This is a genomic window from Amycolatopsis ponsaeliensis (assembly GCF_030182635.1).
Classification (GTDB): Bacteria; Actinomycetota; Actinomycetes; order Mycobacteriales; family Pseudonocardiaceae; genus Amycolatopsis; species Amycolatopsis ponsaeliensis.
In genome coordinates this window covers 54,385-76,927 of the sequence record NZ_JAPZLD010000042.1, presented here as the reverse complement: position 1 = coordinate 76,927, position 22,543 = coordinate 54,385, and the positions used below count along the sequence as shown (strand labels likewise).

Annotated in this window: 24 protein-coding genes; 18 read left to right on the top strand and 6 right to left on the bottom strand. The window is 71.9% G+C overall.

From position 1 onward, the window contains the following. Position 1 precedes the first annotated feature (1 nt). The 5 genes from QQ657_RS43045 to QQ657_RS43025 all read left to right on the top strand — a co-directional run bounded on the left by QQ657_RS43045 (position 2) and on the right by QQ657_RS43025 (position 4,865). Positions 2-817 (top strand): alpha/beta fold hydrolase, encoded by an 816-nt coding sequence (locus tag QQ657_RS43045; protein WP_284748143.1) that lies wholly within the window; start codon positions 2-4, stop codon positions 815-817. A 22-nt stretch (positions 818-839) separates the two neighbouring features. Next, the gene (gene mshA, locus QQ657_RS43040; RefSeq protein ID WP_284748142.1) at positions 840-2,144 is read left to right on the top strand and encodes a D-inositol-3-phosphate glycosyltransferase; all 1,305 of its coding nucleotides are present in this window, start codon (positions 840-842) and stop codon (positions 2,142-2,144) included. Beyond that, positions 2,141-2,653, top strand: coding sequence for a type III secretion system chaperone family protein (locus tag QQ657_RS43035; RefSeq protein ID WP_284748141.1), 513 nt, complete (start codon positions 2,141-2,143; stop codon positions 2,651-2,653). Before mshA ends, QQ657_RS43035 begins: the two co-directional genes overlap by 4 nt. Positions 2,654-2,722: 69 nt before the next feature. Then, on the top strand, positions 2,723-3,604 hold the full coding sequence (locus QQ657_RS43030; protein WP_284748140.1) for a DUF4349 domain-containing protein: 882 nt from the start codon (positions 2,723-2,725) through the stop codon (positions 3,602-3,604). Between the two features lie 511 nt (positions 3,605-4,115). Then, positions 4,116-4,865, top strand: a complete 750-nt coding sequence (locus QQ657_RS43025) for a phosphoglyceromutase (RefSeq protein ID WP_284748139.1) — start codon at positions 4,116-4,118, stop codon at positions 4,863-4,865. Between the two features lie 62 nt (positions 4,866-4,927). On the opposite strand, the gene QQ657_RS43020 is transcribed toward QQ657_RS43025, so the two are convergent. Together QQ657_RS43020 and QQ657_RS43015 are read right to left on the bottom strand one after the other, a co-directional pair. After that, the gene (locus QQ657_RS43020) at positions 4,928-5,806 is read right to left on the bottom strand and encodes a hypothetical protein (protein ID WP_284748138.1); all 879 of its coding nucleotides are present in this window, start codon (positions 5,804-5,806) and stop codon (positions 4,928-4,930) included. After that, positions 5,803-6,441 carry a helix-turn-helix domain-containing protein gene (locus QQ657_RS43015; protein WP_284748137.1) on the bottom strand — a complete coding sequence of 213 codons (639 nt, stop codon included), beginning with the start codon at positions 6,439-6,441 and terminating at the stop codon, positions 5,803-5,805. The genes QQ657_RS43020 and QQ657_RS43015 overlap by 4 nt, the downstream gene beginning before the upstream one ends. A gap of 66 nt (positions 6,442-6,507) precedes the next feature. Here QQ657_RS43015 and QQ657_RS43010 point away from each other — a divergent pair, with 66 nt between their 5' ends. The 8 genes from QQ657_RS43010 to proC all read left to right on the top strand — a co-directional run bounded on the left by QQ657_RS43010 (position 6,508) and on the right by proC (position 15,323). After that, positions 6,508-7,377, top strand: a complete 870-nt coding sequence (locus tag QQ657_RS43010; protein WP_284748136.1) for an oxidoreductase — start codon at positions 6,508-6,510, stop codon at positions 7,375-7,377. 145 nt (positions 7,378-7,522) lie between these two features. Continuing rightward, entirely contained in the window at positions 7,523-8,764 is a 1,242-nt protein-coding gene (locus QQ657_RS43005; protein WP_284748135.1) for a sensor histidine kinase, read from the top strand. Continuing rightward, positions 8,761-9,450 carry a response regulator transcription factor gene (locus QQ657_RS43000; RefSeq protein WP_003062718.1) on the top strand — a complete coding sequence of 230 codons (690 nt, stop codon included), beginning with the start codon at positions 8,761-8,763 and terminating at the stop codon, positions 9,448-9,450. Before QQ657_RS43005 ends, QQ657_RS43000 begins: the two co-directional genes overlap by 4 nt. 171 nt (positions 9,451-9,621) lie before the next feature. Beyond that, positions 9,622-10,605: a Ppx/GppA phosphatase family protein gene (locus tag QQ657_RS42995; RefSeq protein ID WP_284748134.1), complete on the top strand. Its 984-nt coding sequence runs from the start codon at positions 9,622-9,624 to the stop codon at positions 10,603-10,605. 157 nt (positions 10,606-10,762) lie between these two features. Continuing rightward, on the top strand, positions 10,763-12,412 hold the full coding sequence (locus QQ657_RS42990) for an Rv0497 family membrane protein (RefSeq protein ID WP_284748133.1): 1,650 nt from the start codon (positions 10,763-10,765) through the stop codon (positions 12,410-12,412). Positions 12,413-12,493: 81 nt separating this feature from the next. Continuing rightward, on the top strand, positions 12,494-13,306 hold the full coding sequence (locus QQ657_RS42985) for a sugar phosphate isomerase/epimerase family protein (RefSeq protein ID WP_284748132.1): 813 nt from the start codon (positions 12,494-12,496) through the stop codon (positions 13,304-13,306). Positions 13,307-13,440: 134 nt separating this feature from the next. After that, positions 13,441-14,268 (top strand): thioesterase family protein, encoded by an 828-nt coding sequence (locus QQ657_RS42980; RefSeq protein WP_284748131.1) that lies wholly within the window; start codon positions 13,441-13,443, stop codon positions 14,266-14,268. A 245-nt stretch (positions 14,269-14,513) separates the two neighbouring features. Next, complete coding sequence (gene proC / locus QQ657_RS42975; protein ID WP_284748130.1) at positions 14,514-15,323, top strand: pyrroline-5-carboxylate reductase; 810 nt, start codon at positions 14,514-14,516, stop codon at positions 15,321-15,323. Here the strand turns inward: proC and QQ657_RS42970 are convergent. Then, entirely contained in the window at positions 15,311-15,643 is a 333-nt protein-coding gene (locus QQ657_RS42970) for a winged helix-turn-helix transcriptional regulator (protein WP_284748129.1), read from the bottom strand. The genes proC and QQ657_RS42970 overlap by 13 nt on opposite strands. A gap of 41 nt (positions 15,644-15,684) precedes the next feature. Between QQ657_RS42970 and QQ657_RS42965 the strand changes: the two genes are divergently transcribed. The 5 genes from QQ657_RS42965 (at position 15,685) to QQ657_RS42945 (ending at position 19,356) form a co-directional block, all read left to right on the top strand. Further along, positions 15,685-16,245 (top strand): carboxymuconolactone decarboxylase family protein, encoded by a 561-nt coding sequence (locus QQ657_RS42965; RefSeq protein WP_284748128.1) that lies wholly within the window; start codon positions 15,685-15,687, stop codon positions 16,243-16,245. A gap of 182 nt (positions 16,246-16,427) precedes the next feature. Continuing rightward, positions 16,428-16,643, top strand: coding sequence for a helix-turn-helix domain-containing protein (locus tag QQ657_RS42960; RefSeq protein WP_013222402.1), 216 nt, complete (start codon positions 16,428-16,430; stop codon positions 16,641-16,643). Between the two features lie 166 nt (positions 16,644-16,809). After that, complete coding sequence (locus QQ657_RS42955) at positions 16,810-16,911, top strand: 30S ribosomal protein bS22 (RefSeq protein ID WP_007030867.1); 102 nt, start codon at positions 16,810-16,812, stop codon at positions 16,909-16,911. Between the two features lie 304 nt (positions 16,912-17,215). Further along, complete coding sequence (locus QQ657_RS42950) at positions 17,216-18,262, top strand: NAD-dependent epimerase/dehydratase family protein (protein ID WP_284748127.1); 1,047 nt, start codon at positions 17,216-17,218, stop codon at positions 18,260-18,262. Between the two features lie 77 nt (positions 18,263-18,339). Continuing rightward, positions 18,340-19,356: a lysophospholipid acyltransferase family protein gene (locus tag QQ657_RS42945; RefSeq protein WP_284748126.1), complete on the top strand. Its 1,017-nt coding sequence runs from the start codon at positions 18,340-18,342 to the stop codon at positions 19,354-19,356. A gap of 3 nt (positions 19,357-19,359) precedes the next feature. Here QQ657_RS42945 and QQ657_RS42940 read toward each other — a convergent pair whose 3' ends face one another. The 3 genes from QQ657_RS42940 to QQ657_RS42930 form a co-directional block, all read right to left on the bottom strand. Further along, on the bottom strand, positions 19,360-20,253 hold the full coding sequence (locus QQ657_RS42940) for an HAD family hydrolase (protein ID WP_284748125.1): 894 nt from the start codon (positions 20,251-20,253) through the stop codon (positions 19,360-19,362). 101 nt (positions 20,254-20,354) lie between these two features. Beyond that, entirely contained in the window at positions 20,355-21,428 is a 1,074-nt protein-coding gene (locus QQ657_RS42935; RefSeq protein WP_284748124.1) for a DUF5667 domain-containing protein, read from the bottom strand. A 213-nt stretch (positions 21,429-21,641) separates the two neighbouring features. After that, positions 21,642-22,334, bottom strand: coding sequence for a sigma-70 family RNA polymerase sigma factor (locus QQ657_RS42930; RefSeq protein ID WP_284748123.1), 693 nt, complete (start codon positions 22,332-22,334; stop codon positions 21,642-21,644). Between the last annotated feature and the right edge of the window lie 209 nt (positions 22,335-22,543).

Below are 22,543 nucleotides of genomic sequence, written 5' to 3'. Positions count from 1 at the left end.
GATGCGCACCGAAGTCGTCGGGCACGGCGGGACCCGGCTCGGCCTGCGGGTCGAAGGCGCCGGGAACAGCCGGCCGATCGTGTTCGTGCACGGCTGGGCGCAGTCGGCGGGCTGCTGGGCCGCACAGTTGGCCGACCCGGCGCTGACCGAGCGGTTCCGGCTGGTCGCGATGGACCTGCGCGGCCACGGCGCGTCCGACGTCCCGGCCACGGGCTACGACGACCCGGTCGTCTGGGCCGACGACCTCGCCGCGGTGCTCGACTTCGCCGGCCCCGACGCGATCGTCGTCGCCTGGTCCTACGGCGGCCTGGTGCTCACCGACCACATCCGGGTGCACGGCACCGCACGGCTGCGCGGGATCGTGCTCGTCGGCGCGATCACCGAAATCGGCCGCGACCGCGCGGGCGGGCGCGTCGGGCCGTTGATGCGCGAGCACATGCGGGCGATGCTTTCGGACGATCCGGACATCGCGGTCCCGGCGCTCACCGAGTTCTGCCGCGACCTGGCCGGTGGCCCGGTGCCCGGAGCGCAGGTCCAGGCCCTGCTCGGGGCTTCTCTCAGCGTGCCACCTTCGGTCCGCGCGGCCCTGTTCCGCCGGGACATCGGCGGCGACGAAGTGCTGGCCACGGTCGACAAACCCACCCTCGTCGTGCACGGTTCCCAGGACCGCGTGATCGACCCTTCGACGGCCGAGCACACGATCGGGAAGATTCCGGGTGCCACCGGGCGTTGGTTCCTTGACGGGGGGCATGCGCCCTTCGCCGAGTCCGCGGAGGAGTTCGACGCGGTACTCCGGCAGTTCGCCGAGGAATGCTGACGTAACGCGGGAGACGACCAAGGTGACCAGCTCCGTCCGGGGGTTCCGTGCTGCGCCGCGCCGGGTCGCGGTGCTGTCCGTGCACACTTCGCCGCTCGAACAGCCGGGGACCGGCGACGCGGGCGGGATGAACGTCTACGTCAGCCAGACGGCGACCGAGATGGCCCGTCTCGGGGTCGAGGTCGAGGTGTTCACCCGCGCGACGGCGTCGGACCAGCCGCCGGTGGCCGAGCTCGCGCCGGGCGTGACCGTCCGGCACGTGCAGGCGGGCCCGTTCGAGCCGCTGAGCCGCGACGAGCTGCCCGCGCAGCTGTGCGCGTTCACCTCCGGCGTCCTGCGCACCGAGGCGTTCCACGAGCCCGGCTACTACGACCTCATCCACTCGCACTACTGGCTCTCGGGCCAGGTCGGCTGGCTGGCGCGCGACCGGTGGTCGGTCCCGCTGGTGCACACCGCGCACACGCTGGCGAAGGTGAAGAACGCCGCGCTCGCCGAGGGCGACCGGCCCGAGTCGCGCGTCCGCGTGATCGGCGAGGAGCAGGTGGTCGCCGAGGCCGACCGGCTGGTCGCCAACACCGCGGTCGAAGCGCGGCAGCTCATCGACCTCTACGACGCCGAGCCGCACGCGGTGCACGCCGTGCCGCCGGGCGTCGACCTCGAACGCTTCACGCCGGGCTCGCAGGCCGTCGCGCGGGCCGAGCTGGGGTTGGCCGACGACGACGTCGTGCTGGCCTTCGCCGGCCGCATCCAGCCCCTGAAGGCGCCGGACGTCCTGCTGCACGCCGCGGCCGCCATGCTGCGCCGCCGCCCCTCGCTGGCGCCGCGCCTGGTCGTGCTGATCGTCGGCGGGCCGTCCGGCACCGGGCTGGAGCAGCCGCAGGCCCTGCGCGAGCTCGCCGTCGCCCTCGGCATCGAGCGGCAGGTCCGGTTCCTGCCGCCGCAGCCGGGCGAAGCGCTCGCGCGGGTGTTCCGCGCCGCGGACGTCGTCGCGGTGCCCAGTTACAACGAGTCGTTCGGGCTGGTCGCCCTGGAGGCCCAGGCCTGCGGGACGCCGGTGGTCGCGGCCGAGGTCGGCGGGCTGCCGGTGGCGGTGCCGCACGGCGTGTCCGGCCTGCTGGTTCCCGGGCACGGCGCGGAGGAGTGGGCGGACGCGCTGGCCGCGGTCGCCCTGCGCCCGGACCGGCGTGCCGAGCTTGGCGCCAACGCCGTCGTGCACGCGGGCCGGTTCTCCTGGCGCCGCACGACGGACGCGCTGCTGGACATCTATGCTCAGGCCACCAGCGCTTTCCGGCACGCGCTGGACCTGCGCACGGAGGTGGCGGTGTGAGCCTGGACGAGCTGATCCAGTCTACTTTGGACTCTTCGGAGCTGAAGTACGACAAGCGCGGTCCAGGAAAGTACTTCGTCACGTTGCCCGGCACGAAGAAGCTGCAGACGAACGCGTGGCTCGTCGACGGCGACCACGCGTTTTCGGTGGAGGCCTTCGTCTGCCGTCGTCCCGATGAGTCCCATGAGGACGTTTACCGATTCTTGTTGCAGCGCAACGCGAAGCTCTACGGCGTGCACTACACAGTGGACAGTCTCGGCGACATCTACCTGGTCGGCCGGTTCGGCAAGGACACGATGTCCGCCGACGAGCTCGACAAGGTGCTCGGCCAGGTCCTCGAAGCCGCCGACGGCGACTTCAACACGCTGCTGGAGATCGGCTTCGCGACGTCGATCAAGCGCGAGTGGGACTGGCGCGTCTCCCGCGGCGAGTCGCTGGCCAACCTGGCGGCGTTCAAGCACCTCGTGGCGCCCGCGAAGCCGCACGAACCGGGCTTGACCGAGTCGTGACCCAGGCCGTGCAACGGTCCTGAACCGGACATCCGTCTCATCGCCAGTCGAAACTGGAGGGAGACCAGGATGCGGACTCGATGGAGAGCGGCGCTCGCGATCACCGCGGTGGCGTTCGCGCTGGCCGGCTGCTCGGCGGCGGAGAACGGGGCATCGTCCACGGCGGACAGTGCCGGTTCGGGGCGCGTGCCTGCCGCGCCACAGCAGGGCACCGGCGGTACTGGGAAGCAGGAACAGAATTCGAAGGTGACGCCGCCGCAGGCCGGCGCCACCGACCGCAAGCTCTCGCGCAGCGCCCGGCTGGAGCTGACGGCCACGAAGGTCGTCGACGTCGTCGCGCAGGCCCGCGGGGTCGCGCTGGGCGCGGGCGGTTACACCGGGCAGGAAGCCACCAGTGAGGACTCGGCGACGCTGTCGCTGGCGGTGCCCGCGGACAAGCTCGACCCGGTGCTCGACCAGCTTTCGCACCTGGGCTCTTCGCTGGTCAAGCGCGAGCTGAACACCCAGGACGTGACCGAGCAGGTCGTCGACGTCGAGGCGCGGCTGACGACGCAGCGCAAGTCGGTCGAGCGGATCCGCGCGCTGCTCTCGCAGGCGACTTCGGTGTCGGACATCACGTCGATCGAGAGCGAGCTGACGAGCCGCGAGTCGGCGCTCGAGTCGTTGGAGCAGCAGCGGAACTCGCTGGCGGGCAGTGTCGCGATGGCGACGGTGGCGATGAGCATCCGCAGCGTGGCCGCGCCGGCACCGGTGGCGGAGGACCACAGTGGATTCCTCGGCGGCCTGGCCGGCGGATGGGACGCGTTCCTGACCTTCGGCGGCGGGTTGCTGACGGTGCTGGGGGCCGTGGCGCCGTTCCTGCTGATCGTGGTCCCGCTGGGTTGGCTGGGCTGGCGGCTGAACCGCCGCCGCCGTCCGGTGAAGCCGGAGCCGGTGCACACCGAGGGCTGAGGGCCGTGTCTTGAATGAGTCATTCAGGTCTTCGGACGTCTTGAATGACTCATTCAAGACGTTTGGGGAGTCGCCACCGAGAGGTGAGCGGAACAGGCGGGACGGCTCGAGGGAGGGGGGGAGTCGCGATCTCGAGCCGCCCCGCTGAAGTTCCCGCCGATCAGGACCCGGTGACGAGGGGGATGCCAACGGGGCCGGCGGGCCGCGGCTCGGCAGGGGGGAGACGAGCCGCGGTCGAAGCCCGAAACCGGCCGGGGAGTGCGTGGAATCCGGCCGCTCGGGACGTAAGTCAACCTGTCAGATCTCGACCTGTAATCACAAGACTACTCACTAGTCCGTTCGAGTGAACTTCGCTCGCGACGATAACGGTGTGCAGTTTGATCCTCGAATTTTGCGCGTTGTTGGCACTCGGACTTGTCGAAGAGTGAGGTGTTACTCCGCGGTAACACACTCTGCGTAGGACGCGAGGTCACCGGTCGATCGAGTGGTCCGGTCTGGCAGGCTGTTCCCCATGGCCGAGATTGGGACGTTGGTGCTGCTCCGCCACGGGCAGAGCACGTGGAACGCGGAAAACCTGTTCACCGGCTGGGTGGACGTGCCGCTGTCGGAACAGGGCGAGGGCGAAGCCCGCCAGGGCGGGCAGCTGCTGTCCGGCGCCGGGCTGCTGCCGGACGTCGTGCACACCTCACTGCTGCGGCGGGCGATCTCCACCGCGAACATCGCGCTGGACGCCGCCGACCGGCACTGGATCCCGGTGAAGCGCGACTGGCGCCTCAACGAGCGCCACTACGGCGCGCTGCAGGGCAAGAACAAGAAGCAGACCCTCGACGAGTTCGGCGAGGAGCAGTTCATGCTCTGGCGCCGCTCGTACGACACCCCGCCGCCGGCGATCGACCCGAAGAACGAGTGGAGCCAGGCCGGCGACGCCCGGTACGCGAACCTCGGCGACGACGCGCCGCTGACCGAGTGCCTCAAGGACGTCGTCGAGCGGCTGCTGCCGTACTGGGAGTCCGAGATCGTGCCGGACCTGCGCGCGGGCAAGACCGTGCTGGTCGCCGCGCACGGCAACTCGCTGCGCGCGCTGGTGAAGCACCTCGACGGGATCTCCGACGCCGACATCGCCGGCCTCAACATCCCCACCGGCATCCCGCTGCGCTACGACCTCACGGCCGACCTGAAGCCGGTCAAGGCCGGCGGCGAGTACCTCGACCCCGAGGCCGCCAAGGAGGCCGCCGCCGCGGTCGCCAACCAGGGCCGCTGACGCGTTTGCCGTGAAGGGCACCCTCATGGACTGGAAAGCCATGAGGGTGCCCTTCACGGCTTTCAGGAGGCCGTGACCGGCCGGACGGCGGTCGCCTTCCAGCTCGCCCCTTCACGGACGACGTCGAACTCGGCCGTGAAGGGCCGGCTGGTCACCTGGCCGCCCGCCGCGGTCACCTGCAACGTCGCGAAGAACAGCACGACCGCCTTCCCGCCGGTGAGCGCGACGACGCCGGCCGCCGGGTTCGCCCCGAGCGTGACCTTCGTGCCGCTCTTGCGGATCGCGTCGAGGTAGTCCGCCTTCTTCGCGCGGTAGTCGCTGAGCAGCGGGTCGGCGATCACCGCTTCGGCCCGCGCGTACGAGCCCTCCGGGTCACCGCTGTCCGTCGTGAACAGCGCGCCCGCGACCGTCTGAGCGCCCGCCACCGCCGAGTCGCGCAGGCCCGCGAGGCTGCCGTCGTCCTGGTGCGGCGCGGGTGGCGGCAACGCCGGGTTGACCGCGATGTCGGCGAGCAGCCAGCGCCCGCCCGTCTTCTGCGCGGTGAACGCGGCTGTCGCCAGGCCCTTCGAGGTCCCGTTCACCTGTTCAAGCACCGCCAGCTCGCGGACCCGGTCGCCGGTCAGCTCGAGCGCCGCGTTCCGCACGACGCGCGTCGTCAGGCGCACCGGCTGCGGGCTCTTCCTGACCGCGTCGAACAACGTCGTGAGCTGGTCCTTCGCGGTTCCGGTGACGTTCGCCGCGACGGCCTGGTCGAACACGGCCGGGTTCGTGGAGTCGTAGCTGAAAACCGCCTCGGCCGCCGTCTTCACCGCGTCGAGCGCGGCCGCCGTCCCGGGTCCGTTGACGACCGCGAGGTTGCCCGTGAGCGGCGTGGCCGTGCCGGAGACCGCCGAAGAGCACGCCGACGTCGCCAGGACCAGCGCCGGCAGCGCTCGCTTCACAGCAGCCCGGCCTCGCGGGCCCGGGCCCCGGCCTGGAAGCGCGACGACGCGCCGAGGATGTCCATCAGCTCCGCCACCCGCCGCCGGTAGGTCCGCAGGCCGACACCGAGGGTGCGGGCCGCCGTCTCGTCCTTGCAGCCGGATGCCAGCTGCACGAGGATCTCGCGCGCGCCCAGCTCGGTGAACCGGGCCTGGTAGGACTCGAGGTCGGTGGCGCCGTGCCAGGCCGCCTCGAACAGCGACTGGATGCCCTGGACCAGCTCCGGGTTGCTGACGACCGTGTAGCTGCGGACGCCGCCGACGTTGTCGCCGGCCACGATCGCGATCCGGCGGTCCAGCAGGATCGTCTCGTTGACCTCGCGCTCGGTGATCCGGATGCGCGCGCCGTGCGTGGCCATGAACCGCAGGTGCTCGGCCAGCTTCGGGTCGAACAGCACGCCGGGCAGGTACATCTTGCGGACGTTCGTGTCACGCACCGCCTGCTCCCGCTCGGGCGCCGTCGGGTGCGCCACCGACCACGTGTGCAGGTCGCGGGCCGCGCACGAAACCTCCGTCGCGGCCGCGAACAGGTGGGCCGTCCGCTCGAACAGCTCTGCTTCGCCCCGCACCACGACGACGTCACTGACTCTCTCCACGCATTCCAGTGTGGCAGCAAATTGCCAAAACCGGTGGTGAAGAGCCCGCGCCGCAAAGCTGGAGCCATGACCACGAACACCCTCCCCGCCGCCGCGGCGGGCACCTGGAAGCTCGGCTCCTTCGAAGTCAACCGGCTCGGCTTCGGCGCGATGCGCCTGATGTCCACTTCGGACGGTGGCGTCCGCGACCGCGAGACGTCGATCGCTGTGCTCCGCCGCGCCGTCGAGCTCGGCGTGAACCACATCGACACCGCCGTCTTCTACTTCGCCGGCCCGCGCTCGGCGAACGAGCTGATCAACCGCGCCCTCGCGCCGTACGGCGACCTGACGATCACCACCAAGGTCGGCCCGGGCCGCGACTTCACCGGCGCGTTCTACACCGCCCGGCCGGACCAGCTGCGCGCCCAGGTCGAAGAGAACCTCCGCGAGCTGGGTCTCGAGCACCTCGACGTCGCCAACTACCGGATCGGCGAGGGCCTCGACCGCGGGGAAGGCTCGCTCGCCGACGGCTTCGGCGCGCTCGCCGAGCTGCGGCAGGAGGGCCTGATCCGCGAGCTGGGCATCTCCAACGTCGCGCCGCACCACCTGACGGAGGCGCTCGAGATCGCACCGGTCGTCTGCGTCCAGAACCAGTACGGCCTCACCGCGCGCCGCGAGGACGACGAGATCGTCCGGCTGTGCGCCGAGCGCGGGATCGCCTTCGTGCCGTTCTTCGCCGTCGCGAGCGGGACGGGCGAGGACGCCCGCGTCGCCGAGGTCGCGCGCCGGCACGACGCCACCCCGGCCCAGGTGCGGCTCGCGTGGACCCTCCACCAAGGACCGCACGTGCTCGCCATCCCGGGCACCGGCGACGTCGCGCACCTCGAGCAGAACGTCGCGGCGGCGGCGTTGCGGCTCACGGACGAGGACCTGAAGACCCTCGACGGCGATGCGTGATTCACCCGGAATGTCTCGCCGGGGAATCGATCGGGTGAACGCCGGCTGAAGCGGCGGCGAACATGTCCTCCCCAGGTGTCGCGGTGCTCACGACAAGGCGGACAACGCTAGGCCGAAGGGCCACTTCTCAGCTTACGATCGGCCTGTGACCACGCCTGTTTCACTCGCACTGGCCATCGGAACCCTGGTGGCCGGTGCGGTGGTCGGTTACCTCGTCGCGCGGGCGCGAACCCGTCGCGAAGAGGCCCGGCCGCCGGGCCCGACCGTCGCGGAGCTCCTCGAACGGCTGGTCCGGTCGTCCCACAACGGCGTCGTCGTGCTCAACAAGTTCGGCGACATGGTGCTGCACAACCCGCGCGCCTACGAGCTGGGCCTGGTGAAGGTCAACCAGGCCGACGCGCGGGCCCGCAAGGCCGCCGAGCAGGTCGTCGAGACCGACGAACCGATGGAGATCGACCTCTCGCCCCTCGAAGCGCGCGGCCGCCAGCCGGAGGCCGTGCTCGGCCAGGTCCGGCCGCTCGGCGACGGCTTCACCGTCGTCGAGGCCGTCGACCACTCCGAGGCCATCCGGCTGGAGGCCGTGCGCCGCGACTTCGTCGCCAACGTCAGCCACGAGCTCAAGACCCCGGTCGGCGCGATCGCGCTGCTCACCGAGGCCGTGCTCGACGCCGCCGAGGACGTCGAGGAGGTCCGCCGCTTCGGCGGCAAGATCCTGCGCGAGTCCACCCGGCTGGGCCAGCTCGTCACCGAGCTGATCGCCCTTTCGCGGCTGCAGGGCGCCGAGCGGCTGCCGGACCTCAACGTCGTCGAGGTCGACGCGGTCGTCCGCGAGGCGCTCGGCCGGACGACGCTCTCGGCCGAGTCGGCCGACATCCGGATCACCACCGACACCGCCAGCGGCCTGCTCATCGAGGGCGACCGGACGCTGCTGGTCACCGCGCTGTCGAACCTGCTGGAGAACGCCGTCGCGTACTCGCCGGCCGGCAGCCCGGTCTCGATCTCCCGCCGGCTGGCCGACGGGATGGTCGAGGTCGCCGTCACCGACCGCGGCATCGGCATCCCCGAGGACGAGCAGACGCGGGTGTTCGAGCGCTTCTACCGCGCCGACAAGGCCCGCTCGCGCGCCACCGGCGGCACCGGGCTGGGCCTGGCGATCGTCAAGCACGTCGCGGCCAACCACGGCGGCTCGGTCGGGCTGTGGAGCCGTCCCGGTACCGGCTCGACGTTCACCCTGCGCATCCCCGCGCACGTCAGCCCCGAACCGGCCCCCGAGCCGGCGCGGGCCGCCAAGACCTCGCCGGCACCACGGCAGGAGAAGACCCCCGAGCGCACCCCGAGGCTCGTGGTTACCGGGCAGGACAGCCCAGATCATGGAGGAAACCTGTGACCAGGGTTCTCATCGTCGAGGACGAGGAGTCGTTCGCCGACCCCCTCGCCTTCCTGCTGCGCAAGGAAGGGTTCACCGCGGCCGTCGCCGGCACGGGCCAGGCCGCGCTCGAAGAGTTCGACCGCAACGGCGCCGACATCGTGCTGCTCGACCTGATGCTGCCGGGGATGAGCGGCACCGACGTCTGCAAGCAGCTGCGCCAGCGCTCGGCCGTGCCGGTGATCATGGTGACGGCGCGCGACAGCGAAATCGACAAGGTCGTCGGCCTGGAGCTGGGCGCGGACGACTACGTGACGAAGCCGTACTCGGCCCGCGAGCTGATCGCGCGGGTGCGGGCGGTGCTGCGGCGCGGCGGCGAGCCGGGCTCGGAGGGCGAGCTGGCCCCGCTGGTGCTGTCGGCGGGTCCGGTCCGGATGGACGTCGAGCGGCACGTGGTGACGGTGGACGGCGCCGAGGTGTCGCTGCCGCTCAAGGAGTTCGACCTGCTGGAGTACCTGCTCCGCAACGTCGGCCGGGTGCTCACCCGCGGGCAGCTGATCGACCGGGTGTGGGGCGCGGACTACGTCGGCGACACGAAGACGCTCGACGTCCACGTGAAGCGGCTGCGCTCGAAGATCGAGCCGGACCCGGGCTCGCCCCGGCACCTGGTCACGGTCCGCGGCCTGGGCTACAAGTTCGAGACGTAAGTCCCGCTGATCCTGTTGTGCCGTTAAGGCCACCTTACGGGCGTCAGACGCCCGTAAGGTGGCCTTAACGGCACTTTCCCCCGGCGTGGAGGCGCGCCGGGGCGGTACCGCACCGAGTGTTTTCGGTTACATGTTCGAGACCTGGCGCCGGGCCCGGTACCCTGGACCCCCGTGCGCCTAGGGGTACTCGACGTCGGTTCCAACACCGTCCACCTGCTCGTGGTCGACGCCCACCGTGGCGCCCACCCGACGCCGATGCATTCCGAGAAGTCCGTGCTCCGCCTGGCCGAGCAGCTGACCCCGGGTGGCGAGCTCAGCAAGGCCGGCGCCGACGACCTCGTGACCGCCGTCGAATCCGCCAAGGACGCCGCCGCGCGGCTCGGCTGCGAAGAGGTCATGGCCTTCGCCACCTCCGCGGTCCGCGAAGCGAAGAACTCCGCGAAAGTGCTGGCCCGCGTGGCCGACCGGACCGGCGTCGACCTGCAGGTCCTCTCCGGCACCGACGAAGCCCGCCTCACCTTCCTCGCCGTCCGCCGGTGGTACGGCTGGTCGGCAGGCCAGCTGCTCGTGCTCGACATCGGCGGCGGCTCGCTGGAGATCGCGATGGGCCGCGACGAAGAGCCCGTCCTGGCCGAGTCGCTGCCCCTGGGCGCGGGCCGCACCACGCGCACCCGCTTCAAGCACGACCCGCCGACGCGCTCCGAGCTCGTCGCGACGTCGGCGTGGCTCGACGACCAGCTCACCGAGCTCGCGCGGAAGGTCACCAAATGGGGTGAACCCGACCGCGTCGTGGCGACGTCGAAGACGTTCCGGTCACTCGCCCGGCTGACCGGCGCCGCCCCCTCGGCGGCGGGCCCGCGCGTGCGACGTACGCTCACGGACACCGCATTGCGCCAGCTCCTGGCCTTCATTTCGCGGATGCCGTCGGCCGACCTCGCCCAGCTCGAGGGCGTCAGCTCGAGCCGGTCGCACCAGCTGGTGGCGGGCGCGCTCGTCGCGCAGGCCACGATGCGGGCACTCGGATTGCCGGAACTCGAGATCTGCCCGTGGGCTCTGCGAGAAGGTGTCATCCTGCGGCGGCTGGACCATTCCAACGGCGCGGATGAAACTGGAGCGGCCCTCGTGGCGCGCTTCGGCGCACAGGAGGACCGGTGAAAGCACCCGGCTGGACTTCCCGGACGGACAACGGGCACGGTGGAGAGGTGACGGACATGCAGAGGTCGGCGTACAGCGCGCGCTGCGCGGCCAGGATGCCGTCGGGTACCTCCTCGCGAGGTGCCGAGGAACCGGAGCGCGCAAGGGACTACCAGGTATGACGGACCAGACCGGAGGCGACCAGCCGCAGAAGACCGTGGCTGAGCTGCTCGCCCAGCACGGTGCCCAGGTCGAGGGCGGCAGCCGCCGTCGACGGCGGCGCGCGGCCGAGGACGACGACGAGCCCGCCACCCCGGAGACCCCGCCCGGCGCGACCGGCTCCCACCGGCGCCCCGGCGTGACCGACACCGGCCCGCAGGCGATCATCGACCGGGTCGCGGGCGAAGGCACGCCCCCGCCGCCGAACCGGCCCGCCGGACGGCGCCGCGCCGAGCCGCCGCCTCCGCCGCCACCCGCGCCCCGCGCGGTCCCGCAGGACTCCCAGCCGCTGCCGCGGCCGGTTCCGCCACCCCCGGCCCGGCCCGCCCCCGGTGGCGCCGAGTCCAGCCAGTACCAGCGGCCCCCGGCGCCGCCGCAGCAGTCGGGCCAGTACGCCCGGCCACCCCAGGAGTCGGGGCAGTTCGCGAGCCCGCCGCCGCGGCCGCCGCAGGACTCCGGGCAGTACGCGAGCCCGCAGGAGTCCGCGCAGCTGCCCGTGCCGCCGCGCGCGCCCCGGCGTCAGCCGCCGCCTCCCCAGCCGTCCCAGCAGCTGCCCACCCCGCCGCCGCCCGCGGCGGAGGAGACCCGCGGGGCGGTCCCGCCGGTCCGGCGCCGGCCGCCGCCCCCTTCGCAGCAGCTGCCGACCCCGCCGCCGCAGCCGTCCCAGCAGCTGCCGACGCCGCCGCCGGGCGGACCGCTGTCGGCCCGGCTCGACGGCCTCAACGGCACCCCGGACGCCGACGTCGACGGCCCGATGGCCAGCGGCACGTTCTCGACGCCGCCGGCGGCGCCCGGGCGGCCGCGCCGGGGCCCGGCGCGCCGTCCGCAGCCGCAGCAGGAGGCGTACACCGAGCAGTTCGACGCGGTGGCCGGCGAGCCGCTGCTCCCGCCCGCGCCGGGCAAGAAGAAGCCCGACTCGCCCCCGCCGTCGTCGCCGGGCGGGCTCGCGAACTGGCGCAAGCGCCGGCAGAAGGAGCAGCTGGAGGACACCGAGATCGGCGTCATGCCGGTGGTGCCCACCGACGCCCCGGCCGACGGCTACCCCGAAGACGACTTCGAGCCCGAGGGCTTCGCGCCGGAGAGCAGCGGCTACCAGGCCGCCTACGACGCGGGGCCGCCGACCGGCACGTACCCGCCGCCGATGCCGTTCGCACCCGGCGACCGTGCCTCGCGCGCGCCGATCCCGGACGACCTCGAGCCCTACGAGCGCGAGTTCGCCGACGGCTACCCGGCCGACGGCCCGGACTTCGAGCAGGACGAATACGGCTACGAGCAGGGCGAAGGCTACGAGGACGACGAGTACGACGACGCGCCCGAGCCGGTCGCGGAGCCGGAGCCCGCGACCTCGCCCGGCAAGGCGTGGCTGGCGCTGGCCGGCCAGCTGGCGATGGGTGTCGTCGGCGGCGCGGCCGTGTGGCTGGGCTTCAACTGGCTGTGGGTGAACATCCCGGCGGCCGCCCTGGTGGCGGCGCTACTGGTGGTGGTCGCGCTGGTCTGGATCGTGCGGAAGATCCGCCGGGCCGAGGACCTGCAGACCACGGTGCTGGCGGTGCTGGTCGGCCTGGTCGTGACGGTGTCCCCGGCGGCGTTGCTGCTCGTCGGCCGCTGACGGCGGCGGGGGCGGGGGGCACTGAGATCCGCGTCCCCTTCGGCGCACGCCCTTGCTCCGCACCCTCGGTGACGAGGCAGGATGGCGCGCGTGACAGACGAGAAGCCGGTCCCCGTCGGGCTCAGCACGGCGTCCGTGTGGCCCCTCAAGGCCGGGACCGCCTTCGAGCTTGCCGCCGAGCTCGGGTACGACGGCGTCGAGGTCATGGTCTGGGCCGACCCGGTCAGCCAGGACGTCAGCGCCCTGCGCCGGTGGTCGCGCCGGACCGGGGTGCCGGTGCTGTCGATCCACTCGCCGTCGCTGCTGATCACCCAGCGGATCTGGTCGCCCGATCCGGTGGTGCGGTTGCGGATGTCCGTCGAAGCCGCGGCCGAGCTCGGCGCGCGGACCGTCGTCGTCCATCCGCCGTTCCGGTGGCAACGGCGCTACGGCGATGCCTTCGGTGATCTCGTCGACGAGCTGGAGGAGTCCAGCGGGATCGAAATCGCCGTCGAGAACATGTTCAAGGTGCGCCCACCGGGTGGTTCGAAGAATTCCCGCGTCTCCGCGTTCCGGCCCTCGATCGACCCGACGGACGTCGGTTTCCGGCACTACACGCTCGACCTGTCCCACACAGCGGCAGCCGGGATGGACGCCCTCGTGCTGGCGCAGCGGATGGGCGAGGGCCTCTCGCACGTCCATCTGGCGGACGGCACCGGCCTCCCGAAGGACGAACACCTGGTGCCCGGGCGGGGTGATCAGCCCTGCGCCGAACTCCTGGAGAAGCTGGTCAGCAGCGGTTTCGCCGGGCAGATCGTGCTGGAGATCAACACCCGGCACGCCGGCACCGGCGCCCAGCGGGTCCGGGATCTGGCGGAGGCATTGCTGTTCGCGCGATTCCACCTCGGGCAGTAATTGCGCACTTGCGGTGCGGACACGACTACTCCCGGGTCCATTTACCGGGAACGAACACGTAAAGTTCCGACTGTGAAACCGTCGCGCGCGTTGATCGCCACCTCTCCGGATTCCCCCATTGGCTCGGCGCGTTCGTGAGCGGAACGGACGGCACCGCCGTGTCCTTCGACACGGCGAGTGCGGCGCGGTCGCTGGGGGACGGCACCTTCACCGCGGTGCTGCGTGCGGAGTGGGCCATCGGCTCGCACCCGCACGGGGGTTTCCTGCTGGCCCTGCTGGCCAAAGCGGCGATCGCCGCGCTGCACGAACGGGGTGAGCCGCACGCGGAGCCGCTCGTCGTGAGCGCGGAGTTCCTGCACGCGCCGGCGCTCGGCCCGGTGCTGCTGCGCACGGACGTCCGCAAGGTCGGCCGCCGCGCGACGGTCGTCGAGGTCCGGCTGGAGCAGCGCGGCCGCAGCTGCGTCGAGGCACGCGTGACGACCGGGCGGCTGCCGATGCGGCGCCCGGAGTGGACGGACGTGCCGTCGATGCCCGCCGAGCCGGCACCGGGCGCGCTCGCGATGGCCGAGAGCACGGAGGGGCCGTTCAACCTGGCCAAGGGCTGCGAGGTCCGCCTCGACCCGGCAACGGCGGGTTACCTCTCCGGCCGCACCGGCGAGCCACCCCGGATTCGGCTGTGGGTCCGCCCGCGCCACGGCGTGGTCGACCCGTACTTCACGCTGCTGGCGTCCGACGTGAACCCGCCGGTGGTGATGAACCTGGGCCGCATCGGCTGGGCCCCGACGGTCCAGTTGACGGCACTGTTGCGGACACGTCCGGCCCCGGGGTGGCTGCGGGTGGTGGTGGAGTCTCGTTCGGTGCACGAGTCGTGGTTCGACTCGGACGCAACGGTGGTCGACTCCCAGGGGCGGCTGGTGTGCCAGGCCCGGCAGCTCGGCCTCGCCCCGGCACCAGGCGGCTGACGGTAGGTCTCGGTCGGCTGGGGCACCGGGTCGCGGGTTGGCGTGGGCCTCGGCCGTGCCGCCGGCCCGGCTCGGCCAGGGCTGCAGCCGGTTCGTCGGCGCGGCCATGCGCCAAGCGAGGCCGGGCCTCGCCCCCGCGCCGCGCGGCTGAGCGGCGGAGCCGTGCTGGGACCGCGGCCAGTCGAGAGCAGCTCGGCCTCGCCCCGGCACCAGGCGGCTGACACGCGTTTGGCACGCTTTACCGCATGACGGTCATCGCGGTGCTGGGTGCGGGCAAGATCGGCGAGGCGTTGCTCTCGGGGCTGCTGCACGGCGGCCACGAGCCGGGCGATCTCCTCTTCACCGAGCGGTACCCGGCGCGGGTCGAAGAACTCACCGCGCGCTACGGCGTCCGGGGTGTCGAGGTCGAGGAAGCCGCCAAGCAGGCCGATGTCCTGGTGGTCGCCGTCAAGCCGCAGGACATCGAGCCGGTGCTCGATGAGCTTGCTCCGCTGCTGAACCCGTCGTCGCTCGTCGTGTCGCTCTGCGCGGGCCTGCCGACGTCGCTGTACGAGCGGCGGCTGGCCGAAGGCGTTCCCGTCGTGCGGGTCATGCCGAACACGCCGATGCTGGTCAACGAGGCCATGAGCGCCATCTCGGCCGGGCGGCACGCCACCGCGGAGCACCTCGCCGTCGTGCGGGACCTGCTCTCGCACGTCGGCAAGGTCGTCGAGGTGCCCGAAGGCCAGCAAGACGCCGTCACGGCCTTGTCCGGCTCCGGCCCCGCTTACTTCTTCTACCTGGTCGAAGCCATGATCGACGCCGGCATCCTGCTGGGGCTGCCGCGGGCGCTGGCCGGGCAGCTGATCATCCAGTCGGCCGTCGGGGCGGCGAAGATGCTGGCCGAGTCCGACGAGCACCCCGTGCTGCTGCGCGAGGCCGTGACGTCGCCCGCCGGCACGACCATCAACGCCATCCGCGAGCTCGAGAAGCACGGCGTCCGGGCGGCGCTGCTCGATGCGATCGAGGCGGCGAAGGACCGGTCCGAGGCGCTGGGCAAGGCTCACGAAGACTGACGGGGCCGCCAGTCCGCGGCCCAGGCGTCGAGCCGCACGAGCGTCTCGAACAGGGACTTCCCCTGCTCGGTGAGTGCGTAGCCGTCGCCGGCGTGGTCGGCCAGGTCCGCTTCGCCGAGTTCACGCAGCCGCGTGGCCAGCACACTCGACGAGACGCCGTCGCACCGCTGCTGCAGCTCGCGGAACGTCGGCTTCGCGCCGTCGCGCAGCTCCCACAGGATCCGCAGCGTCCAGCGCCGGCCCAGCAGGTCGAGCAGCGCCATGATCGGGCGCCCGGTTGTCGAACCGCGGACCGGGCGGCCGGGCAGGGGAGTCGTCAATTGCTTTCCTTTCCGAAGCGCCCGATGCTAGCGTGCCGAGTATGCCTCTGAAATCGAAGCAGCCGCGGATCGCGCCCCTCGAGCCGCCGTTCGACGACGGGACCGCCGCGGTGCTCGGCGAACTCGGGCCGCCGCTGCAGCTGTTCCGCGTCTGGGCCCGTCGCCCCGACCTCGCCCGTGGCGTCGCGAGCTGGGGCCGCTACTACTTCTCGCGGCGGTCCGCGCTGAGCGTGCGGCAGCGTGAGCTGGTCATCGACCGGACGACGGCGCTGTGCGGCGCCGGCTACGAGTGGGGCGTGCACGTCGCCGCCTTCGCCGACAAGGCCGGCCTCGACGCCGAACAGGTCCGTTCGCTGGCCGGCGGGCGCCCGGCCGACGACTGCTGGTCCCCGGCGGACCGCGCGGTGCTGAACGCCGTCGACGAGCTGCACGCGACGGCGGACCTGTCGGACGAGGCGTGGGCGGACCTGGTGGCCGCAGTGGGTGACGACGGCGCACTCGACCTGCTGCTCGTCTGCGGCTGGTACCACGCCATTTCGTTCACCGTCCGGGCGCTGCGGCTGCCCCTCGAGCCGGGTACCGCGCGCCCGGATTCGCCGTAATGGGCGATTCCGGCGGTATTGCACGCGCGAGTGCTCGTGCGTTAGCGCTGGTAGGAGCCCATCTCGGTGACAGGCGTCGCATTAGTCCCACCAGTCCCGCTACTCTCGATAGAGCACGTGCGTGTCGGTACCACAGGTGGGGAAGCCTCGTGGCGCGACGCGTGTCGAAGGACGCGGTAAACATGTCGCCGAACAAGAAGGAGGATCTGCCGGCTGTCGGGCAGGTCCAGTTCCTGACGGTCGCCGAGGTGGCCACGCTGATGCGGGTCTCCAAGATGACCGTCTACCGTCTCGTGCACTCGGGTGAGCTGCCCGCCGTAAGGGTCGGCAAGTCGTTCCGGGTGCCGGAGAAAGCAGTGCACGAGTACCTCCAGGGTGCGTATTACGACGTGGGATGAACCGGTCGCCGGGCACGCCGTGGCCAGCGGCGCGCAGCGCTACAACGTGCCCGCCGACCGGCCCGCCCAGGGTGACGAGTAACCTGAGAGACCGCTCGTGCCTGTGCGCTCCACCCGTTGGACGCTGCGCCGGGCAGCGTTACCGACGACGACCTAAGGAGCGCCCATGGGCTCTGTGATCAAGAAGCGCCGCAAGCGCATGTCGAAGAAGAAGCACCGCAAGCTGCTGCGCCGCACGCGAGTGCAGCGTCGTAAGGCCGGCAAGTAAATCCCAGCCGTGCGTAGCCGTGGGCCGGCCCCCCGGAGGGCGGGGCCCCCGCCAGGGGGGGGGGGGGGGCCCCCCCCCGCGCGGGGCGGCCCCACGTCCATGTGGTGGGCCGGTGCCCCCCGTTCGAGTGAGGCGTTCGTCGCTTTCCGGGGCGTAGCGGTTAATAGCACGTAAGACAACCCGGAGCTACCACTGAAGAGCGGTAACATCTCAAGGGTGTCCGCGCGATGCTTCCAGTGAGTGCAGGCCCGCGCACTTCGGGTGATCGTCCACCCCCACCACGCCCTACGCCGCAGGGAGTCGCATGCCGTCGAACATCGTGCTCGTCACCGGGGTAGCCGGCGAACTGGGCGGGAAACTCCTCGCCCGGCTGGGCAACAACCCCGATTTCGAACGGGTCATCGGTGTCGACACGGTCGCTCCGGACAAGACGGTCCTGCAGCGCATGGGACACGCGGAGTTCGTCCGCGCGGACATCCGGAATCCCTTGATCGCCAAGGTGATCAGCACCGCCAAAGTGGACACCGTGGTGCACGCGTCGTGCACCGCGCACCCGGCCGGGCCCGGGCGGCGCACCGCCATCAAGGAAGTCAACGTCATCGGCACCATGCGGCTGCTGGCCGCGTGCCAGCGCTCGCCGCTGGTGCGCAAGCTGGTCGTCAAGTCGACGGCGGCCGTGTACGGCGCGGGCGCGCGCTCGCAGGCGGTGTTCACCGAGGACTCCGAGCTGATCCCGACGTCGTCCAGCGGGTACGCGAAGGACGCCGTCGAGATGGAGGGGTACGTGCGCGGCCTGATGCGGCGCCGTCCCGACATCACCACGACGCTGTTCCGCTTCGCCAACATCATCGGGCCGGCGACGGACACCGTCCTTTCGCGCTACTTCGCGCTGCCCGTCGTGCCGACCGTTTTCGGCTACGACGCCCGGATCCAGCTGCTGCACTCTTCGGACGCGCTGGCCGTGCTGGAGCGCGCGACCCTGAACGACCACCCCGGCGTCTTTAACGTCGGCTCGGAAGGGGTACTCACCCTTTCGCAGGCGATCCGGCGAGCGGGCCGGGTCGAGCTGCCCATGCCGCGGAGCGTGGTTCCGTCGGTCGGCAAGGTCCTGCGAGGCGCTCGCGTCGTGGACTTCTCCGCCGACCAGGTCCGGCTGCTGAACTTCGGCCGGGTCGTCGACATCGCCAAGCTGAAGGGCGAGTTCGGCTACACCCCGCGGTGGACGACGCGTGAGGCGTTCGACGACTACATCGTCGGACGCGGGCTCCGGCCGGTGCTCGACGGCGGCAAGCTGGCGGGTCTGGCCGGCAAGGTGCTCGTCGCTGCCGCGACGGGGCAGTCGAGCCGATGAGCAGGCCCTTCGGGGGTCCGGGTGGCGGAGCCCCCGGCCCGGAGCGAAGCTCCGGTTGTTACAGCAGGCCGCACGACTTGGACGACTCCGGAAGCGAGGCAGAGACGGTGGGCGGTGCCGAAGCGCAGGTCATCCCCCTGCACGGACCGGGCCGGGAGAAGCCGGAAGCCGGCCGCGACCTCCGTGGGGAGGAAGCCGCGCGGGTGGACGCGCCGGTGGTCGCCTTCCCGGGCGCGGGCCAGGCGGCCCCCGAGGAACCCCTTTCGGACGCCGCGCGCTCGGCGCTCGGCTTCATCCGCGACCGCCTGACCGGCGACTACACGGTCGACGAGTTCGGCTTCGACGCCGAGTTGACCGACGCCGTGTTCCTGCCGCCGCTGCGCGCGCTGTACCGGAAGTGGTTCCGCGTCGACACGTTCGGCGTCGAGAACCTGCCGCTGGAAGGCGGCGCGCTGCTGGTGTCGAACCACTCGGGCACGGTGCCGCTCGACTCGCTGATGACGGCGGTGGCGGTCCACGACGAGACGGGCGGCCGGCACCTGCGCGGCCTCGGCGCGGACCTGGTGTTCCAGGTGCCGCTGGTGGGCTCGTTCGCCCGCAAGTCCGGCCAGACGCTGGCCTGCAACGCGGACGCGGAACGCCTGCTGGGCAAGGGTGAGCTGGTCGGCGTGTGGCCGGAGGGCTTCAAGGGCGTCGGCAAGCCGTTCTCGTCGCGATACAAGCTCCAGCGTTTCGGCCGCGGCGGGTTCGTGTCGGCGGCACTGCGCGCGGGGGTCCCGATCATCCCGGTGTCGGTGATCGGCGCCGAGGAGATCTACCCGAAGCTGGGCGACATCAAGATCCTGGCGCGCATGTTCGGGCTGCCGTACTTCCCGGTGACGCCGCTCTTCCCGCTGTTCGGGGCGCTGGGCGCGATCCCGCTGCCGACGAAGTGGAGCATCGAGTTCGGCGAGCCGATCGCGACGGATTCGTACGGCCCGGAGGCCGTGGACGACCCGATGCTGGTGTTCCAGCTGACGGACCAGGTGCGGGAGTCGATCCAGCAGACGCTGTACCAGCGGCTTTCGCAGCGGAAGTCGGTCTTCCGCGGCTGAGCGTCAGCGGCGGCGGTAGGCCATGCCCGCCGCCACGGCGCCGGCCAAAGCTCCGGCGCCCAGCACCGACGGTACGCCGATCTTCGCGGCCTTCCGGCCGGTCCGGAAGTCGCGGATTTCCCAGCCGCGCGCCCGGGCGACGTCCCGAAGGCCACCGTCGGGGTTCACCGCGACCGCGGTGCCCACCGCCGACAGCATCGGGATGTCGTTCGCCGAGTCCGAATAAGCCGTGCAGCGCTTGAGGTTCAGGCCCTCGCGGGACGCCAGCGCGCGCACCGCGTGCGCCTTCGCGCGGCCGTGCAGGAGGTCGCCCACCAGACGCCCGGTGTAGACGCCGTCGCGTGTTTCCGCCACCGTGCCCAGCGCGCCGGTCAGCCCCAGGCGGCGGGAAATGATCGCCGCCAGCTCGATCGGGGTCGCCGTCACCAGCCAGACCCGCTGGCCCGCGTCCAGGTGCATCTGGGCCAGCGCGCGCGTGCCGGACCAGATCTTGTCCGCCATCAGCTCGTCGTAGATCTCTTCGCTGATCGACGTCAGCTCCGCCACCGTGCGGCCGGCCACAAAGGACAGTGCGCGCTCGCGGTGGGTCTTGATGTCCTCTTTGTTCTCGCGGCCGCCGAGGCGGAACTTGATCTGGCCCCAGACGAAACCGGCGAGGTCCGACGACGTGAAGAACTTCCGCGCCGCGAGCCCGCGGGCGAAGTAGAAGATCGACGCGCCCATCATCATCGTGTTGTCGACGTCGAAGAACGCGGCCGCGGTGAGGTCCGGCGGGGCGGGCGGTGCGGGGGGCTCGGCGACGACGCGGGCGTGGGCGGCCTCGGCCGACGCTTCGCCTGCGATCGTGGCGAGCCGTTCGAGCTCCTGACTCTTATCCCTGCCACGCCACGCTGACACGCAACACCGCCTCCACGTCTGTCCACGTCCCTGCGAACGTCCGGGTCCTTCGCACAGCGTAGCGAGCCGCCCACCGCGGTGTCGCAGGTGTGGCCCGGACCTCAGCCGATCACGATCGGCGGCAGACCCGGGAGCAGCGGCGGGATCGAAACCAGCGGTGGCGGCTGCGTGGTCGACGTCACCGGGGGCCGCTGCGTGGTCGTCGGGTCCTGGCCGTACACCGGCGGCGGCGTGATCCCGCCGGTCGGCACGGGGATGCCGGGCGTCGACGCGGCGTCCGAGGGCGGCAGCTGCGTGCCCGTCGCATTCGCCGACGTGCTTTCGCCCGTCGACGGCTCGGGAACCGCCGCCGACGGTTCGCCGCCGGACGACGGAGCCGGCCGCTGCGTGCACTCGCCGGTCGCCGGGAGCGGGCCCAGCTCGTCGGACGTGCCGGTGGTGATCTGGTAGCAGTTCATCCGCTCGACCAGCCCGCTCGTGCGCTCCTGGACCTTGCCGAGCAGGTCGCGCACATCACCGAACACCGTCGCCGCGTCCGCCGGGAGCTTCGGCTGGTCGGCCGCGAGCCGGGCCGCCTGGTTCCGCGCCCACAGCCGGACGTCGGACAGCGCCTGCGTGCCGCTGCCGTCACTGGTCGCCACCGTGGCCATCTGGGCGACGCCGGCGCGAAGGTCGGCCGCGAAGTCGTCGTACGCGGTGCGGTAGTCCGCTTCGCTCGCGCCTTGCGCGGCCAGTTCGCCGAGCTCGGTGACGCGGTTGGTGGCGAACTCGAGGTGCTTGCGCGCCTTCGCCTGGTCGCCGAAAGTCAGGCCCAGTGCCGTCGACTCGCCGGCCCGCTTGACGCCGTACAGCGGGTCACCGGGCAACGCGTTGCGCGAGAGCACCAGGGTGAGGCCGGAGAGCACGAGCACGAGGAAGAGCGCGGCGGCCACCAGGTCGGCGGTCCGCGGCCGCCACCTCCGACGCGGGGTGACCGCCGCCGTCTCCAGGCGGCCCGCGATCTCCGCGCGGATCCGCTGCCGGGTCTCCAGGTCCGGGGCCCCGGCCGCACCGAGTTCGCGCAGCGCGCCGACGAGGGCCAGTTCGTCGGCGAACTCGCCGTCCCGCTGCTTCGGGGACGGCTCCAGGGCACGCGCGAACCGGTCGATCTCGGCTCGCTCACGCGCGATCCTCACTGCGCAGCTCCATCTCGGGCCGTGGCCGGTCCTGCTGTGTCGATCGTTGTCGATCCGACCGGCAGCCACGGCGGAAACACTGCGGTGAGCAGGTCCGCCGCGGCCGTGTCCGCCTGCTTTCGGCCGGATCGCCAACACCGGTCTGGCAGGAGTAACGATTAAGAAGGCGCCAGGGTTACCGGTTTCGGTCGACGGGTCGAAAAGTTCGCGGGATCAGCGCAATCCGGTGGGGAGAAGTTGTGCCAAACGGCGTACCGCGCGGTGCTGCAGCGCCTTGATCGCGCCCTCGTTGCGGTTCATGATCTCGGCCGTCTCCGCCACCGACAGGCCCTGCAGGAACCGCAGGATGATGCATTCCCGCTGGTCATCGCCCAGTTCGGCGACGCAGCGCAGCAGCTCGGTGCGGGTGGCGCGGCTGATCGCCTCCTGCTCGGGGCCCGCCTGGACGCTCGCGCCGACGCTGAAGGGCGCCGAACCCGGCTCGGTCACCTCGTCGGTGACGACCTCGAGGCGGAACCGGCTCGACTTCACGTGGTCGAGCACGAGGTTGCGGGCGATGGTGACGAACCAGGCGCCGACGTCACGTCCCTGGTAGCTCACCGACGTGATCCGGCGCAGGGCGCGCAGGAACGTCTCGCTGGTGACGTCCTCGGCGAGGTCGCGGTCGCCCAGCCGGAAGAGCACGTACCGGTAGACGACGTCGACGTAGCGGTCGTAGAGCCGGCCGAACGCGGACGAGTCGCCGTCCTGCGCGGCGCGCACCAGGTCCCAGGCCTCGGCCTTCGCCGCCTCGGCGCGCTCCTCGTCGACCGCCTGCCTGCTCATCGGCACGGACGGCGATCGGCCGAAGACGCGCTCGGCGAACATGAAGACGGGCCCGCGGCTCACGGCGGTCGGCACGGTCATCGGGCGGCACCTCCGGCGGCGGCTTCGGCCCAGTGCCGGGCCACGGTACCCCCGGAACCCGGGCGAGCAAGGGCCTGCCGGCTCGCATGCCCCACGGCCTCGTGGGCAGGCAAGTTCGTCACGGCGACTCCCTCTCTCCGGTCGCGGCGGTGATCAACACCACCCCGCAACGCAGTGCAGCATACGTGTAGTTACCGCGAAGTAGGTAG